The sequence below is a fragment of the Streptomyces sp. NPDC003300 genome, assembly GCF_040610915.1.
GTDB lineage: Bacteria > Actinomycetota > Actinomycetes > Streptomycetales > Streptomycetaceae > Actinacidiphila.
In genome coordinates this window covers 304,268-320,768 of sequence record NZ_JBEXNE010000006.1, presented here as the reverse complement: position 1 = coordinate 320,768, position 16,501 = coordinate 304,268, and the positions used below count along the sequence as shown (strand labels likewise).

Here is a 16,501-nt window from a genome sequence, read left to right as displayed (position 1 = left end):
GCGATCACTCCTCCTCACGCGTCTTCACCGATCGTGCTCAGACGCGCTCGGCCGTGACCCCGGTCCCGGTCTGCGCCGTGGTCTCGACGATCTTCAGCGAGATGAACTCGTCGATGCGCAGCCGCTGGAGCGCCCAGCGCAGCACGGCGGGGATGTCGGGGTTGTCGTCGATGTACACCTGCGGCGCGACCACCGGGACGCGCTTGCCGCGGGTCTTGATCTCACAACCGCCCGCGGCCACCACGTTCTTGACCCAGTCGGACTCCGCGCCGTACGGGAGGGACAGGATGAAGTGGCCGTTCTTCTTGAAGACCTTGACCGGCGTGCGGTACTCCCGGCCGGACTTGCGGCCCTTGTGGTAGACCGCGCCGAACCCCGGCATGGCGGGGAGGATCCGGCCGACGATCCGATTGCCGAAATACTTGTTCACGCGCGCCAGCCGCCGCTTAACGGACATGACTGTGCTCCTTCTTTGAGGGACTCGCACGGGGAAAAAGAACGGAGAAAAGAGAGAAGAAAAACGACAGCAGTCGGTAATAGCGCAACATCTTTACCGGCCGATGTCACACTCGGACGGGGGCCCTTCATCTCAGGTGACAGGAGCGCGCGTCACACTGGGAGGCCCACCATGTCCGACAACCCGGCGGAGCTGCCCGACGACACCGCCACACGGGTGTTCGTGGGTCATCGGGAGTTACTGTTCTCGGTGGTCTACAACCTGCTCGGCAGCGTCTCGGACACCGAGGACGTCCTTCAGGAGACCTGGCTGGCCTGGGCGCGGAGAGTCCGCCAGCCGCACGCCGAGGAGATCGACAACCCGCGCGCGTACCTGGTGCGGATCGCGGTCAACCAGGCGCTCGCCCGGCAGGCCACGATCAGCCGCCGCCGCGAGACGTACATCGGCCCCTGGCTGCCCGAGCCGTTGATCACGCAGATTCCGGAAGCGCGCAACACCCCGCAGGCGGCGCAGGCGACGGACGCCGCGGAATCCGCGCTGCGCAACGAATCCGTGTCCATGGCACTGTTGGTCATTCTGGAGACGCTGACCCCGCTGGAACGCGCGGTGTTCGTGTTGCACGAGGTGTTCGGTTACGCGCATACCGAGATCTCCGAAATTCTCGGCCGCAGCCCGTCCGCGATTCGCCAACTCGCGCACCGGGCCCGCGAACACGTCCAGGCCAGGCGGCCCCGCTACCAGGCCGACCCGCACCTCCAACAGCAGGTCACCGAGCGCTTCGTGGCCGCCGCGCTCGGCGGCGACATCGCCGACCTGATGAGCCTGCTCGCGCCGGACGTGACGATGTGGACCGACGGCGGCGGCAAGGTCCGCTCCGCGCTGCGCCCGGTCACCGGCCGCGACAAGGTCGCCCGGCTGCTGAACGGTTACGCCACCAGCCGGCTGCCGGAAGCCCTCGACATCCGCTACCGGCACGTCAACGGCGACCCGTCCGCCGTGGTCTTCTCCGGCGACTCCCCCTACGCGGTCATGGTCATGGACCTCAACCCGAGCAACGACCAGGTCACCGACATCTATCTGGTCACCAACCCGGACAAGCTCTCCCGCGTACGGCTGGACGGTCTGGACGACGGGGACGAGGACACGGCCGCCGGACAGATCGAGGCCGCCGAGCCGAGGAAGGCGATCGAGCCCGGCGACGACGGCCGCGACGGCCGCGACGAGTCCGGTCCGCGCGCGGGCTGAGCCGAGCGGCTGTCCCGGCCCTCCCCACGTGGGGCATGTCACGTGGGGTGGACCGGGACGCCGCGTTCCTGGGTGACGGGGGTATCGGCGGCCGGATCGGATGTTCCGGCGTCCGCGAACCCGTCGGTGAGTCCGTCGGTCAGACCGTCCGCGCGTCCGTCGGCGAGTTCGTCAGGCCGCCCGTCCGTACCCCCCTCGGGCACCCCTTGCAGGGCCAGTACCCGCTGCTCTCGCAGTTCCTCGTCCGCCGTGCTCTCGATCCGCTTCATCGCGACCCGCAGGATCGGCGGCGCCATCAGCGGAGTGAGGATCGCGATCAGCACGATGATGCTGTACATCGCGGTGGTCAGCAGGCCGAGCCGCACGCCGACCACGGCGATGACCACCTGGATCACCCCGCGCGCGTTGATCCCGGCGCCGAGCGCCAGGGCCTCCCAGCGGGTGAGGCGGCTGAAGGCGCTGCCGATGAAGGCGCCGAGGAATTTCCCGGCGACGGCGATCGCCAGCGCGGCCAGTCCCCACAGCGCGATCTTCGGACGCGTCAGCGACGTCAGGTCGATCCGCAGCCCGGCGAGCGCGAAGAACAGCGGGGACAGGAAGGACAGCACGGTGGCGTTCAGCGGCTCCAACTGCCGTGCCTGCGCGTCCGTGCCGCGCGAGCCGATCAGGATGCCGCACAGGAAGGCGCCGAACACCGCCTCGAAACCGAGCGCCTGGGCGCCCGCGCCCGACAGGACGAGCAGGATGACGGTGGCGGAAATGGTCACGCCGCGCGAACCGGAGCGCTCGGCCCAGCGCAGCACCCAGCCGACCAGCCACCGGCCGCCGGTCAGCAGGACGACGATGACGACGGCGAGGTGCCACAGCGGGGTAGCGATCTCGCCCGCGCCGACCCCGGTGGTGGCCATCGCGGTGACGACGGAGACCAGCAGCCAGCCCACGGCGTCGTCGATGGTGCCGACGACCAGGATCATCTGGCCGACATTGCGGTGGATCAGCTTCATGTCGACCAGCACCCGGCCGATCACCGGGATCGAGCTGACGCACATGGCGACGCCGACGAACCAGGCGAAGACCGCCGGATCGGCGTCGCCCGGCCGCAGTTCACCCGGCAGCGCGTAACCGAGCCACACGCCGAGCGCCAGGGGCAGCAGCAGGGCGGCGGCGCTGACGCCCGCCGCCTTGCCGCCCTGTCTGCGGACCACCTTCAGGTCCAGGTGCATGCCGGTGAAGCCGACGAGCAGCAGCACGCCGAGCTGCCCGACGGCGTCCAGCAGGTGCATCTGGGTGGGGTCGCGGGGGAAGAGCCAGCCGGACAGGCCCGGCGCCACGTGCAGCAGGAGCGAGGGCCCGAGTAAGACGCCCGAGGCCAGTTCTCCGACGACGGTCGGCATGCCGAGCCTGCTCGCCAGCCGTCCCAGCACGAGTGCCAGGACGAGCAGGGCGCCGATCTGGAGCAGGAACACCAGCAGTGTGTGCTGCGGAAGGGGATCGACGGTTTCCGCGGCGATGCTGATCGCACTCATCGAAGAGCTCCTCACTGATGCGCGGTGGCCGGGTCGGCGGACAGGCCCTAGGCCACGCAGATCCCCTGGACGGCGACCTTCTCCGCGATGAACGGCCGCGCGAGCAGACCGTCGGGGTAGGCGCCGGCCTTCTCCTGGAACTCGGCCGACATGAAGGCCGCGAGCAGCGAGGAGGTCGACTCCCAGATCGCGATGTTGACCAGGGTGTTGCTGCCCGCGGTGCCGCGGTGGAGCTGGGTGGAGATGCAGCCGTCACAGGACTTCATGTAGGCGGCGTCGAGCGCCCAGCTCTCCAGGGTCTTGTCCATCTGCCCCTCGGGCACGACAAGGGTGTTGATGAGTACGACGGTGCCCGAGTCCTCCTGCTGGAGCTGGGTCTCGAAGGAGACCTTCGGGTCGACGGCCTCGAATGCGAACGCCATGGTGTGTCCTCTCGTCGTCATGGGCGGTGCGTGACGTGACGTGACGTGGATGGCTGACGTGCGGGTCCGCTCAGCCGTCGAAGATCGGGTGCGCTCCCCGCGGCTCCTCCTCCAGCGCGCCCAGGGAGCCGCGGAAGAAGATGAGCGGTTCCTGGTACTCGCGGGGCACGCCGAGTTCGACGACGCGGCCGACGAAGATGGTGTGGTCGCCGCCGTCGAACTCCTTGTCCAGGCGGCAGGCCAGGAAGGCCAGTGCCTCGCTGAGCACCGGCATGCCCTCGGCCGAGTGGTGGTGGGGCACGTCCTGGACCGCCGAGGTGTCCTTGCCCGCGAAGGCGCGGGCCAGCGGCTCCTGCGGCCCCGACAGGAAATTCACCACGAAGGAGCCGGCCTCGTCGATGACCGCGCGCAGCCGCGACTCCTTGTGCAGGCAGAACAGCACGAGCGGCGGGTCGAGCGAGACGGAGGTGAACGAGTTGACCGTCGTTCCCTCCGAACGCCCTTCCGCGCCGCTGGTGATGACGGTGACGCCGGTGACGAACAGGCCGCACACATTGCGCAGCAGCCTGCCCTCCACCGGCTCCGGCTGGTGCAGCACCTGATCGGAGGGCGCGCTCACGAGCGCCCCTTCTCGCCCGCGGCTGCGGCCCCGGCGCCGGCCCCCGCCTCGGCCTCGGCCTTGCCTGCCGCCTCCGCCTCGCCGACCTCGACGCCCACCGTCGAAGTGGCCATCAGCTCGCTGCTCTTGGGCAGCAGCGGACCTGCGAGCGCGGTCGTGACCAGCGCCATGATCACCATCATGGTGAACATCTGGCTGTCCAGGACGCCGAGTTGGACGGCGGTGTTGAGGATGATCAGCTCGGTCAGCCCTCGGGTGTTCATCAGCAGGCCGAGCGCCCTGGACTCCCGCCAGGACAGGCCGAACAGCCTGGCGGGCACCATCGCGCCGAGCAGCTTGCCCGCGCAGGCGACGACCAGGATCGCGGCCAGCTCCAGGTACTGCCGGGCGTGCAGGCCGTTGATGTCGACGCCGAGGCCGGTGACGATGAAGAACACCGGCAGCAGGATCAGGCTGACGTGGTCGAGCGGCTTGCGCAGGTGCTCGGCGAGCTGGAGCGCGGGCTCGCGCGGCATGATGAAGCCGAAGAGGAAGGCGCCGAAGATGCCGTGGATGCCGATCCAGGTCGTCAGGTAGGACGACAGGAAGGTACCGGCCGCCATGACCACCAACAGGGCCCGCCACTGCTGGCGTTCGCTGAAGAACCTGACCACCGCGGCCAGGGCGGGCCGCACGAGGACGAACATGCCGAGCACGTAGGCCGCGCTCAGGCCGAGCACCTGGAAGAGGTCACCGGCGCCGCTGGAGGTGACCAGCGCGGAGACGTACGCCAGCATGCACCAGGCGAGGATGTCGTCCACGGCGGCGCTGGCCAGGGCGAGGGTGCCGACCCGCGAGTGGGTGAGCCGGTTGTCGGTGAGGATCCGGGCGAGTACGGGGAAGGCCGTCACCGACATGGCCGCGCCCATGAACGTGGAGAAGGTGACGAAGGAGATGTGGTGCCCGGCCACCGTGTTGTGGTGCGGGTAGAGCAGCGCGGCCACCGCGACGCCGAGTCCGAAGGCGCAGGCGACAGAGGAGAGCGAGACCGACGCGGCCAGACCGCGGTGCGGACGCAGCATCCGCTTCTCGAACTCCCAGCCCACCATGAACATGAAGAGCATCAGGCCGACGTTGGAGACCGCGGACAGCAGCGGCCGTACGTCGGCGGGGAACAGCTTGTGCGACAGGTCGCCGGGCAGCAGCCCGAGCAGGCTGGGGCCGAGCGCGATGCCGGCGAGGATCTCGCCGATCACCGCGGGCTGGCGGACCCGCTTGGCGAGAGTGCCGAGCAGCACGCCGACCAGCAGGACGAAGGCGATGCCCGCCAGCATGGTGGCGACCTGGAGGTCGTTGTGGGGCGCGAGGCTGTGCAGCGCGATGCTTGTCATCGCAGTCCTCCGGGGACGGGAGCGGCTGGGAGATGCGGACTCGAGCGGTACGCGTCCGGGCGGTGTCCGGACGCACGACAGCGGGGTGGCACGGAAGTCCGTGGCCACCCCGCTGTCGTGAGAGGGATGTCGCTGTGTCGCCGTCAGGCCCCTAGCGAATGCTCTGGGCGAACCTGAAGGCGCCGTGCGGGTCGTAGCGGTGCTTCACGGCGGACAGCCGCGGGTAGTTCTCGGCGTAGTACGCCTGCCGCCAGTCGGGCAGTTCCGGGTCGATGAAGTTCTGGTAGGTCTCACCGGAGGACTGCCGGTCGATGACGCGGAAGCCGCTGTCGACGAACGCCTGACCCGCCGCCCTGCCCGCGGAGTCGGCGGCGTCGGGGGACCCGATGTCGACGAGGAAGTTCACCGTGAACAGCGCGTCGCGGTGGACGAACGCGGTGTCGGTACGGCGTAAATCCCTCACCGCCCCGCCCAGCGGGAGCACTTCCATGAGGTGCGCCTGGCCGGGTACCCGCAGGGTCTCGAAGAGCGCCGCCGCGTTGTCCCACACGCTGCGCGACGGCAGCCGGTTGAAGAACCGGCTGCGCTGGAGGCCGAACGCCGACCGGGGAAGCGTGCCGCCGGGCGTGGTGTCGGCCCGGTGGCAGGCGGTCACATCGGCCGCGCACCGGAAGAAGCCCATCATCAGCGGCTGGTACGGCACGACGCTCGCGGGCGTCTGGCTGGCCGGTGCCCCGGTCAGCGCCACCAACCGGGCGACCTCACTGGTGAGTTCGGCCGTGGTGCCGGTGGAGGCGACGAAGACCATGACGTTGACCGGCGCGCCCGGCGAGGCGTCGAAGAGCTGGAGGAAGGCGCCGCCGCTGAGCGTGCGGGGCGCGTTCACGGACCAGCGCGCGTACCCGTCCAGGACGTCGGCGGCCTTGTCGAAGGTCCAGTTCAGATTGACCACGGCGAGCTGCGAGACGTTGACGGTGGTGATGTCGTACGAGGTGACGACGCCGAAGTTGCCGCCGCCACCGCCGCGTATGCCCCAGTAGAGGTCCCGGTTCTGGGTGGGTGAGGCGGTGACGACGTCGCCGTTGGCGAGCACCACCTTCGCCGAGGCGATCCGGTCGGAGCCGACGCCGTAGGAGCGGGTGAGCACGCCCAGGCCGCCGCCCTGGTAGAAGCCGCCGACGGCGACCGTCGGGCAGTAGCCGCCGATGATGGCCTTGCCGTGCGGAGCGAGCGCGTCGATGGCGTCGACGCCCTGGACGCCGGTGCCGACGGTCACCGTGTTCTGGCCGACGGATATGGAGTTGAGCCCGGAGACGTCGATCACCAGGCCGGTGCTCGTGGAGTACCCGCCGCCGCTGTGCCCTCCGCTGCGCACGGCGAAGGGTATGCAGTTGTCCTGCGCGAACTTCAGGGTCAGCGCCACATCGGCGGCGCTGACGCAGTAGGCGACGGCCTGCGGGTTGATCACGTCGAACTGTTGCAGGTCGAGTTGCTTCGCCGTCGTGTAACCGGAGTCGGTCGGCAGGACGAGCCGGCCCTGGAGGTGCGCGCGCAACTGACTCCAGGGTGCCCCGCTGCCGGCGAAACCGGCGGTGGCCCCAAGTCCTGACAGAGCCACCGCGGTCGCGCCCGCACCGAGGACTTTTCTGCGACTGATCATGGTGCTGTTCAACTTTCGGTCAGATGGAAATTGCCGGGCGGGGTCAGACGAACTTCTGCCCACGCAGACCGGACCGCACAATTCCGCTTACCATGTCGCGACCCAGTTCGCGCATCTCGCCCGGAGCCTTGAAGTTGGCCCAGTACATGAACTTAGCCATCATCGCGGTGGTCGGGTACACGAATTTGATTTCTGGGTCCTCCCATCCGAAAACGGGGTTGAGTTCATCCGAAGCACGGAGACTGTCCATGATCAGCTTGGCCGCCGCGTCGCCGTCGATGTCACCGGCCTCGTACTTCTCGCAGGCCTCCGCCATGATTTCGACGGTTTGCTTGAAATCCGGGCTGTTCGGCCACCAAAGACCCGGATTGGGGGTCTTCTCCAAATCGTCCAGCCATTTCACGTCGCCGCTCTCCTCATACCGCGCCCGCGCCCGGATCAACCGCAGCGCGCCGGGCGTGAGATAGGAGCCCCAGACACGGAACACCGCGTTCCACAGCGGGAAGTGGCTGAAGGAGATGTAGGAGCTGTTCACCAGTTCGTCGTTGAAGTGCAGCAGGCCGCGCTCGACGTCCTCGACGTACTGGAAACGCTCGTTGGCGAAGTCGTCGTCGTCCAGGGCGGGCAGCAGCCGGGAGCACAGGGCGTAGACGACCTCGAAGGTGTTGGACAGACCGCGCGAGAACAGCGGGTCGAGGAAGCCCGCCGCGTGCGACATCAGGCACCAGCGGTAGCCGATCGACTTGCTGGAGCTGTACTGGAGCCGGTCGGTGGAGACCCACTCGCGGACCCGCGTCGCGCCCTCGAACTGCCGCTTCACCGCCGGGTACTGGTCGAGGAAGCCCTGGAACTCCTCCTCGGGGGTGCGGTCCTTCGGCTTGGGATACGTCCGCTCGTCCATGGTGAGCCCGATGCTGGTGATCGGGTTCTTGGAGTCCTTGTGGTTGTTGAACGGGATGATCCAGAACCAGCCGCGCTCGATCATGTGGTGCAGCGTGCCGCCGTGCCAGGGCGCGCTGGCCGGCGGGCGCAGGCTCTCCGGGTGGTGGCTGACCTCGTCGAACGGCTTGATGCCGATGTAGTGGGTGAACATCGACCGGGAGTGGTGCTTGAAGCGCGCGGGCTTCTCGCGCAGATCGAACTTCTCGGCCAGCAGGGAGCGGAAGCCGCTCGCGTCGATCAGGTAACGGGCCCTGAAGATTTCGCCGTTCTGCCCCGTGACCGTCACTCCGAAGTCGTCGAAGTCCAGGTCGGCGACCCGCCAGTTCTGCCGCGTCGTGGTGCCGTACTTGGCCGCCACGTTGAAGAAGTACATATCGGTGTCCTGCCGGAACAGGTGACCGGCCTCGGTGAGCGCTTTGGGAATGACGAACATCGTGGCGTCGCGCGGGTCGGGCTCCTGGCCCTTCTCGTGCTTGATGAAACCGAAGCTCTGCTTCTTGCCGTGGGTCGGGCCGATGTTCTTGGTGACGGCCTTGACGTCCAGCAGGTGCTTGATCTCCGGTACGTCGAAGCGCACCGCCAGGATGTGCAGCCACTCGATGAGTTGCGGGGTCATCGACTCGCCGATCGCCATCCGGGGATGGGTCGCGGCATCCACCATGACCACGTTCTTGCCCTGCCGGGCGAGGATCGCCGCGCTCACCGAACCCGCGAGGCCCGACCCGATGATCAGGACGTCGCAGTTCTGCGTCTTGGAGGCGCTGTTCACCGGAACGGATTCCTTGGCTTTGCTGGGCACGGAGCGCCCCTCTCTCTCCGGCGCGGACGGCGCGGAGAATCAACGACGGGTGTGTGGCCGAATTCCCAGGGCACACGCGGGCATCTGAAAAAGGGCGTGCAAAACAATCGCCGGGCCGACCCCGATGGGTCGGCCCGGCGATCGAGAAGAGGTGACCAAGATGTGAGACGTGGCGGCGTCGCAGCGGTGGTCCGCCGGCGTCAAACCGCAATTGGGCATACTTCTACTGCCCAATAAAGCGTGACACGCGGCGACACTCGGTGTCAACCCCGGTAATGGTGTACCGGAAGTGACGCGAGTGCCGCCGGTGTTATTGTCCGGACTCTCCCGACCCCTCCCTAAAGGGCAACTCACCCCTCCCTAAAGGGCTACTCGGAGAACCGCGGGAGCTTGCCGATGGACGGCTTTACCGAGGGGCGGTCTACCGGTGGGCGGCTCCGGAATCGGCCGCCGAATCCGCCGCGGGAGACCCCGCGCCGTCCGTCTGACCGGGAACGGCCGCACCCGACTCCGGCGTGGCCGACTTCTTCGGCCCGACGATGATCAGGCAGGCGATCACACCGACGAACAGCACGGCCATCGGCACGTACATGGTCGGCTTCATGGCGTCGACGAAGCCGTGCCCGAAGACCGCCGCGGCGGTGTCCTGGATGCGGTGGGCGATGTCGGCGGGCACGTTCGACGGGAACTTCATGGCGCTGCTCGACTGGCCGCCGACCTCGAGGTGCTTGCCCGCGTTGTCGAAGTTCTTCAGGAAACCGGCGCGGTAGTCGGACGGAACGGCGCCCGCGCGCTGCGCCGCCTGGTCCTTGAGGGAGGAGGCGAGCTGGTTCTGGAGCACCGCGCCGATGACGGCGCCCGCCATGACCGAACCGACCTGCCGCAGCGCGTTGTTGACGCCGGACGCGGCCCCGGTGAGCTTGGGCGGCACATTGCGCATGACCTCGGTGGCCATCGGCGTGAAGGTGCAGCCCATACCGGCGCCGACGATCACGACCGGCGCGATCAGCCCGGTCCAGCTCTGGCCGACCTCGACGGTCCGCACGATCCAGAAGACACCGCCGATGTACGCGAGCAGACCGCCCATCAGGATGTACTTGCCGCCGAACTTCTCGGCCAGCACACCGGAGGGCCCGGCGGTGAGCATCGAGCCGACCGCCATCGGCACCAGCACGCCACCGGCCTTCAGCGCGCTGAAGCCGAGCACCGACTGGAGGTAGATGGTCAGCGGCAGAAGCAGGCCGACGACGCCGAACGAGACGGCGATACCGACGAAGTTGACCACCGAGAAGTTACGGTCCTTGAACAGCACGAACGGCACCAGCGGCTCGTTGTCCTGCTGACCGCGCTGGTAGACCAGGAAGATCGCCAGCACCACGACACCGGCCGCGATCGTGCCCCAGATCGCGCCGTTCCAACTGTACTTCTGGCCCTCGATCAGACCGAAGGCGAGCAGGAACAGGGCGATGGTGGTCAGGACGACGCCGGGGATGTCGAAGCGGTGCCGCACCGTACGCGCCGCGGACGGTATGAACATGAACGAGGCGATGATCGCCAGCACACCGATCGGCACGTTGACGTAGAAGATCCAGCGCCAGTTGAGCTTGGTGACCAGCAGGCCGCCCAGGCTCGGTCCCGCGACCGACGCCAGGCCCGCGACCGTGCCCCAGATGCCGAGCGCGACACCGCGCTTCTCGTCGGGGAACACGTCCGCGATCATGGACAGGGTCTGCGGCAGCAGCAGTGCCGCGCCGATGCCCTGGATCGCCCGGAAGATGATGAGCTGGGTCGGGGACTGGGAGAGTCCGCAGGCGAGACTCGCCAGGGTGAACAGCGCCACACCCGCGATGAACAGGTTCTTCTTGCCGACGAGGTCACCGAGCCGGCCGGCGGTGATCAGCAGGACGGCGAGCCCGAGGGTGTACGCGTTGACGACCCACAGGATCTGGTCGAGGGACGCGTCGAGGCTGTCCACCATGTCGGGGATCGCGATGTTCACGATCGTCAGGTCGAGCAGGGTCATGAAGAATCCGAAGGACAGGATCGCCAGAATGACCCACGGATTACCACGCCATTTGTTCACGGTTCCTCCTTGCCGCGCGCGTCGGGCCGCACGGCGTTGCACGACCCACAGCCCCTTGCCCCCCAAGAGGTGAGCGGGGGCCGTGGGTGTGACATCGGTGGGACGGTCGAGACGCAACCGTCACCGAGGAGGTCCGCGAGTCCCGGCCGCGGGGGCCGGTCCGCCGGACGGGCCCTAGAGGGCCGCGGGCGCCAGACGCTCCCGCAGGAAGCTCACGACCCGCTCCCGCGCGGCGTACGCCGGGTGTCCGGGGATCTCGCGCATCTCCTCGGTCAGTACGGGGTGGGCTCCCTTGGGGAAGCCGCCCTCGTTGCCCTTCGAGGAGTCCAGTTCGATCACCTCGAAGGCGTCGCCCAGACTGCGCCGCAGGGTGTCGAACCTGGCCCGCGGGGACGCGCTGTCCCCGCTGAAGCGCATGCCCAGCACGCACAGTCCGCTGTTCTTGGTACGGCTCACCACCGTGTCCAGCTCGCCCCGCGAGAGGCCGGGGTCCGCGGACCGCTTGGCGCTGACCGGGAACGGCACCGCGGGCTGGGCGACGACCGGCGCGAGCACCACGTCCTCCACCGCGGCGGCCAGCGCGAACCCGCCGGTGAAGCACATGCCGACGATGCCGACACCGGGCCCGGGGGTTCGCGCGGCCAGATCCCGTACCAGCGCCCTGAGGTAGTCCGCGACCGGCCGCCGCGCGTCGACGGCGAAGGCCCGGAATTCGGCGGACACGCACAGCTTGGCGACGGTGGACAGCGTGTAGGGCGTGGAGTTCTTACGTCCGGGCCGTCCGAACAGCGACGGCATCGCCACGGTGAAGCCCTGGTCGACCAGGTGGTCGGCCAGGCCCAGCACCTCGGGCGTCATGCCCGGAATCTCCGGGACGAGCACCACTCCCGGCCCCGCGCCCTTCTCGTACACGTCGTGGGTGAGCCCGGCTCCCGTGAACGGGGCCGCGCGCCAGCCGGTGAGATCAGAGGTCGGTGCGGTACCGGTCACGAGGGGTTCTCCTTCAGACGGTTCTTCGGCCCGGGCGGGCGGACGGGCGGTCAGCCGCCCCCGGACTCCCGTCCCTGCCGCGCCCGGACGGCGAGGACGACGAAGGTGGTGATGCTCGCGATCAGATCGATGTGGTCGATGGCGTGCGGCGACCCGTTCGCCCTGCGGATCTTCTTGGTGACGGCGAGGAAGTTGGCGGCCAGCGTACCGACCGTGACCGCCGTCCGCAGCGGGCTCGCTCCCCGCGCGGCGGGCGGCCCGGACCGACCCGCCCGCGGCCCGGCGGCGCTCACCGTACGGCGTCCGTCTCGCCGTCCGACGGCGCCACCGCCGCCAGCATGTCCTTCGGGGTGAACTTCACCACCGGGAGCAGGCGGCTGGCCCGGTTCTGGAACTCGTTGATGAACGGCAGGACTTCGGAGTACTTCGCCCAGATCCGGTCCCGCTCGGGGCCCGACAGGGTCTCGGCGAGGGCGACGATCTGCTCGCGGCCGATGTTGATGGTCACCTCGGGCGTGGCCTTCAAGTTGAGGTACCAGGCCGGGTGCAGGCCCTTGGGGCCGCCGGGGATGTCGAAGTGGCCGGGCACGGCGACCGCGTAGAAGAAGCCGCGCTCGTAGATGTAACCGACCGGCACGACACGCTCCTTGCCGGTCTTGCGGCCCAGCGTGTGCAGCAGCAGCGCGTCGAGGTTGCCCATCTTGCCGCCGATGCGGCCGTTGGACCGCTCGTACAGCCAGATGTGCACATTGAGCGCGCCCTTGCTGAGCGACTTCTGCACCTTCTTCGGCGGCTTGGAGTAGATGTAGACGTTGACGCGCATGAAGGCCCGCGTGATCGGGCCCGCGTCCAGACCCTGGTCAGGACGCGTCGTCCTGAAGGACGACAGCGCCTCGGTGTCCTGGATCACCGAGGTGTCACCCATCGGCTCGGCCATCGAGTCCTCCATGGGCTTCGGGGTGGTCTGCATGTGTGGTGCCCTTTCGCGAGATCCGGTGTTCTCAGGACTTCTGTGTCGGAACGCGTCGCTTCGTCGCAAGGCCGTCTGTTCAGAGGACCTTCTTGCCCTTGACACCCGCGCGGACCGTGCCGGACAGCAGGGCGGAGCCGAGGTCCCGCATCTGCGGCGGGGCCTTGCGCACGGCCCAGTACATGAACTTCGCCATCGTCGCCGTGGTCGGGGTGATCAGCCGGGTGTCCTCGGGGTCGCGCCAGCCGAAGGCCGGGTTCAGCAGCTCGCAGCGCCGGAGCCGGTCGAAGATGATGTCCGCGGCGCGGTCGCCGTCGATCTGCCCGGCCTCGTACTTCTCGCAGGTCTCCGCGGTGAGGTCGACGATCTCCCGGACGGCGGGCTCCGGCCACCACAGGCCCGGATACGGCGCGTCCTCCAGGGCGTCCAGGTGCGCGGGGTCGCCGGTGAGCGTGAAGTTGATCCGCGCGCGGGCCAGCCGCATCACACCGGGAGTGGCGAAGCCGCCCCAGACCCGGAACACCGCGTTCCACAGCCGGAAGTGGCCGAAGGAGATGTACGCGCTGTTCACCAGCTCGTCGTTGTAGTGCAGCAGGCCGCGCTCCAACCGGTCGACGTAACCGAAGCGTTCGACCGCGAAGTCGTCGTCGTCCAGGGCGGGCAGCAGCCGGGTCATGAGCGAGTGGACGACCTCGAAGGTGTTGGACAGGCCGCGCGAGAACAGCGGATCGAGGAAGCCGGCCGCGTGCGACATCAGGCACCAGCGGTAGCCGATCGACTCCTTCGAGCTGTACTGGAGCCGGTCGGTGGAGACCCACTCGCGGACCCGCGTCGCGCCCTCGAACTGCCGCTTCACCGCCGGGTACTGGTCGAGGAAGCGGGTGAACTCCTGCTCGGGGCTGATGTCACGGGGCCGCGGGTAGACCCGCTCGTCCATGGTGAGGCCGACGCTGGTGACCGGATTGGCCGCGCCCTTGTGGTTGTTGAACGGGATGATCCAGAACCAGCCGCGTTCGATCAGGTGGTGGAGCGTACCGCCGCTCCAGGGCGCGTTCTTGGGCGGTCGCAGGCTCTCCGGGTGGTGGCTGACGTCGTCGAACGGCTTGACGCCGATGTAGTGCGTGAACAGCGACCGCGAGTGGTGCTTGAAGCGCGCGGGCTGCTCCCGCAGGCCGAACTTCTCGGCGAGCAGCGACCGGTGGCCGCTGGCGTCGATGAGGTAGCGAGCCCTGAAGACCTCGCCGTTCTGCCCGGTGACGGTGACGCCGTCGTCGTCGAAGTCCAGGTCGGACAGCCGCCAGTGCTGCCGCGTCGTGGCGCCGTACTTGGCCGCGACGTGGAAGTAGTACGCGTCGGTGTCCTGCCGGAACAGGTGGCTGGCCTGGGTGAGCGCCTTGGGGATGACGAACATCGTCGTCTCCCGAGGGTCCGGTTCCTGGCCCTTGTCGTGCTTGACGAAGCCGAAGCTCTGCTTCTTGCCGTGGGTCGGGCCGATGTGCTCGGTGACCGACCGGTGGTCCAGCAGATGCAGCAGTTCGGGCAGGTCGAACCGTACGGCGAGGATGTGCAGCCACTCGATGAGCTGCGGGGTCATCGACTCGCCGATGGCCATCCGCGGATGCGTCTGGGAGTCGACCAGCACGACGCTCTTGCCCTGCCGGGCGAGGATCGCCGCGCTCACCGAACCGGCCAGACCCGCGCCGACGATCAGGACGTCACAGGTGCGGACGGGCGGCTTCGGAGCGGCCGGTCTCGGTGCGGCTGCCTTTACGGCGCTCGCCTGGGGGGCGGTTGCCTGAGGAGCGGTTGCCTGGGGGCCACTTGCCTGAGGGGCACTTGCCTGGGGCGCCGCCGTCTCCGCGACGCCCTTCCGTGGAGCCGCGATCGGCGTGACGGGGACCCGGGGGACGTCCTCGGCGCCGAACCAGCGCCGCAGCGCCGGAGCCGGGTCGGCCGCGCGCGGCGCCGACCAGGCGATGTGTCCGTCGGGCCGCAGCAGTACGGTCTTCTGCCCGTCGAGGAGCGTGCCGGGCACCGGGCGCGCCGACACCACGTCGACCCGGCCCGCCCAGCCCTCGGCGGCCCTGCCCAGCGTGGCCCGGCGCCTGGTGTCGCCCGACAGGTCGAGCAGCACGCCGCGGCCGGGCCGCAGCAGCTCGGTGGTGCCGGTCGGCCCGTCCGCGGTCGTCAGCGCGATGTGGGGCACGCGGCGGCCGGTCAACTCACCGGCCGTGTCGGGGTGAGTGTCGGCGTCGGGATCGCCGTAGCGGATGTCGAGGCCGCTGATCATGCCGGCGAGGTGGCCGCGGACGACCGAGGTGCGGGTGAGGAGTTCGGCGGCGGTGCCGCGGACCGCCCCGGTCTCGGGACCGCCGAAGAGGATGACGGTCTGCGCCTCGATGTTGGCCAGCACCCGCCGCCCGACCGCGTGCCGCTCGGTGTGGTACGTGTCCAGCAGCCCGTCGGGCGCGCGCCCGGTGACCCGCGCGGCCAGCTTCCAGCCGAGGTTGGCCGCGTCCTGGAGCCCGAGGTTGAGCGCCTGGCCGCCGACCGGCATCTGCCGGTGGGCGGCGTCCCCGGCGAGCAGCACCCGGCCCCGGCGGTACGAGGCCGCCTGGCGGCTGGTGTTGCCGAAGGCGTTCAGCCAGGTCGGGGTGCCGTGGGTGATGTCCTCGCCGGTGACCCTGGCCCACACGGCCGCGATCTCGGCGTACTCGGGTTCCGCGGTCCTCGGCCGCACCTCGCGGCCGAACTCGTGCACCATGACGCGGGTGACGCCGTCGCGGGTGGCCGCGATGGCCACCCCGTTCGGGAGCCGCTGGAAGCGGCGGTTGGGGATGTCGAGCCCCAGCACGTCGCAGCGCAGCAGCTCCTTGGTGGCGTCGGAGCCGGGGAAGTCGAAGCCCGCCAGCCGCCGTACGGTGCTCTCCTCGCCGTCACAGCCGACCAGATAGCCGGCGGTGAGACGGGTGACACCGTCCGGGGTGGCGACCTCGACCTCCACGCCTTCCGCGCCCACGTCACCTTCGTCGCCGCCGTCGCCCGGGGTCAGGCCGAGCAGTTCGTGCTCGCGCCTGACCTCCGCGCCCAGCCCCGTGGCCCACTCCGCGAGCAGCTCCTCGACCCGGGCCTGCGGGACCTTCCACTGGCCGGGGTAGCGGGTGGTCGGCTCGCTCAGGTCGAGCGGCAGACCGCCGAAGTGGCCCATCGGCTCGTTGGGCGGCGTGCCCAGCGTCTCCAACAGGCCGCGCTGGTCGAGGAGTTCCATCGTGCGGGCGTGCAGGGTCGACGCCCGGGACTCGGTGGTGGGGGCGGCGAGCCGCTCCAGAACCGTCACCCGGGCTCCGCCGAGCCGGAGTTCACCGGCCAGCATCAGGCCGACAGGCCCCGCGCCGACGATGATGACGTCGGTGTCCAT

The 16,501-nt window shown here is 69.2% G+C and carries 13 protein-coding genes; 1 reads left to right on the top strand and 12 read right to left on the bottom strand.

Translation table 11 applies throughout. The annotated features are described in order from the left end of the window. Positions 1-37: 37 nt before the first annotated feature. Positions 38-457, bottom strand: a complete 420-nt coding sequence (locus ABZX65_RS12315) for a nitroreductase family deazaflavin-dependent oxidoreductase (protein WP_355337100.1) — start codon at positions 455-457, stop codon at positions 38-40. 171 nt (positions 458-628) lie between these two features. Between ABZX65_RS12315 and sigJ the strand changes: the two genes are divergently transcribed. Next, complete coding sequence (gene sigJ / locus ABZX65_RS12310; RefSeq protein WP_355337098.1) at positions 629-1,702, top strand: RNA polymerase sigma factor SigJ; 1,074 nt, start codon at positions 629-631, stop codon at positions 1,700-1,702. 38 nt (positions 1,703-1,740) lie between these two features. Here the strand turns inward: sigJ and ABZX65_RS12305 are convergent, their stop codons facing one another. The 11 genes from ABZX65_RS12305 to ABZX65_RS12255 all read right to left on the bottom strand — a co-directional run bounded on the left by ABZX65_RS12305 (position 1,741) and on the right by ABZX65_RS12255 (position 16,501). After that, positions 1,741-3,228 carry a cation:proton antiporter gene (locus ABZX65_RS12305; protein ID WP_355337096.1) on the bottom strand — a complete coding sequence of 496 codons (1,488 nt, stop codon included), beginning with the start codon at positions 3,226-3,228 and terminating at the stop codon, positions 1,741-1,743. Between the two features lie 47 nt (positions 3,229-3,275). Next, positions 3,276-3,650, bottom strand: coding sequence for an antibiotic biosynthesis monooxygenase family protein (locus tag ABZX65_RS12300; protein WP_355337094.1), 375 nt, complete (start codon positions 3,648-3,650; stop codon positions 3,276-3,278). Positions 3,651-3,720: 70 nt separating this feature from the next. Next, positions 3,721-4,269, bottom strand: a complete 549-nt coding sequence (locus tag ABZX65_RS12295; RefSeq protein WP_355337092.1) for a flavin reductase family protein — start codon at positions 4,267-4,269, stop codon at positions 3,721-3,723. Further along, positions 4,266-5,639, bottom strand: coding sequence for a cation:proton antiporter (locus ABZX65_RS12290; protein ID WP_355337090.1), 1,374 nt, complete (start codon positions 5,637-5,639; stop codon positions 4,266-4,268). The genes ABZX65_RS12295 and ABZX65_RS12290 overlap by 4 nt, the downstream gene beginning before the upstream one ends. 151 nt (positions 5,640-5,790) lie before the next feature. Continuing rightward, entirely contained in the window at positions 5,791-7,299 is a 1,509-nt protein-coding gene (locus ABZX65_RS12285) for an FAD-binding protein (protein WP_355337088.1), read from the bottom strand. 43 nt (positions 7,300-7,342) lie between these two features. Further along, the gene (locus ABZX65_RS12280; RefSeq protein WP_355337086.1) at positions 7,343-9,040 is read right to left on the bottom strand and encodes a tryptophan 7-halogenase; all 1,698 of its coding nucleotides are present in this window, start codon (positions 9,038-9,040) and stop codon (positions 7,343-7,345) included. Between the two features lie 421 nt (positions 9,041-9,461). After that, positions 9,462-11,123 (bottom strand): MFS transporter, encoded by a 1,662-nt coding sequence (locus ABZX65_RS12275; RefSeq protein WP_355337084.1) that lies wholly within the window; start codon positions 11,121-11,123, stop codon positions 9,462-9,464. 174 nt (positions 11,124-11,297) lie between these two features. Beyond that, positions 11,298-12,113 (bottom strand): dienelactone hydrolase family protein, encoded by an 816-nt coding sequence (locus ABZX65_RS12270; protein ID WP_355337082.1) that lies wholly within the window; start codon positions 12,111-12,113, stop codon positions 11,298-11,300. A gap of 50 nt (positions 12,114-12,163) precedes the next feature. Beyond that, positions 12,164-12,406 carry a hypothetical protein gene (locus ABZX65_RS12265; RefSeq protein WP_355337080.1) on the bottom strand — a complete coding sequence of 81 codons (243 nt, stop codon included), beginning with the start codon at positions 12,404-12,406 and terminating at the stop codon, positions 12,164-12,166. Further along, positions 12,403-13,083 (bottom strand): nitroreductase/quinone reductase family protein, encoded by a 681-nt coding sequence (locus tag ABZX65_RS12260; RefSeq protein ID WP_355337078.1) that lies wholly within the window; start codon positions 13,081-13,083, stop codon positions 12,403-12,405. The genes ABZX65_RS12265 and ABZX65_RS12260 overlap by 4 nt, the downstream gene beginning before the upstream one ends. Before the next feature lie 79 nt (positions 13,084-13,162). After that, the gene (locus ABZX65_RS12255) at positions 13,163-16,501 is read right to left on the bottom strand and encodes an FAD-dependent monooxygenase (RefSeq protein WP_355337076.1); all 3,339 of its coding nucleotides are present in this window, start codon (positions 16,499-16,501) and stop codon (positions 13,163-13,165) included.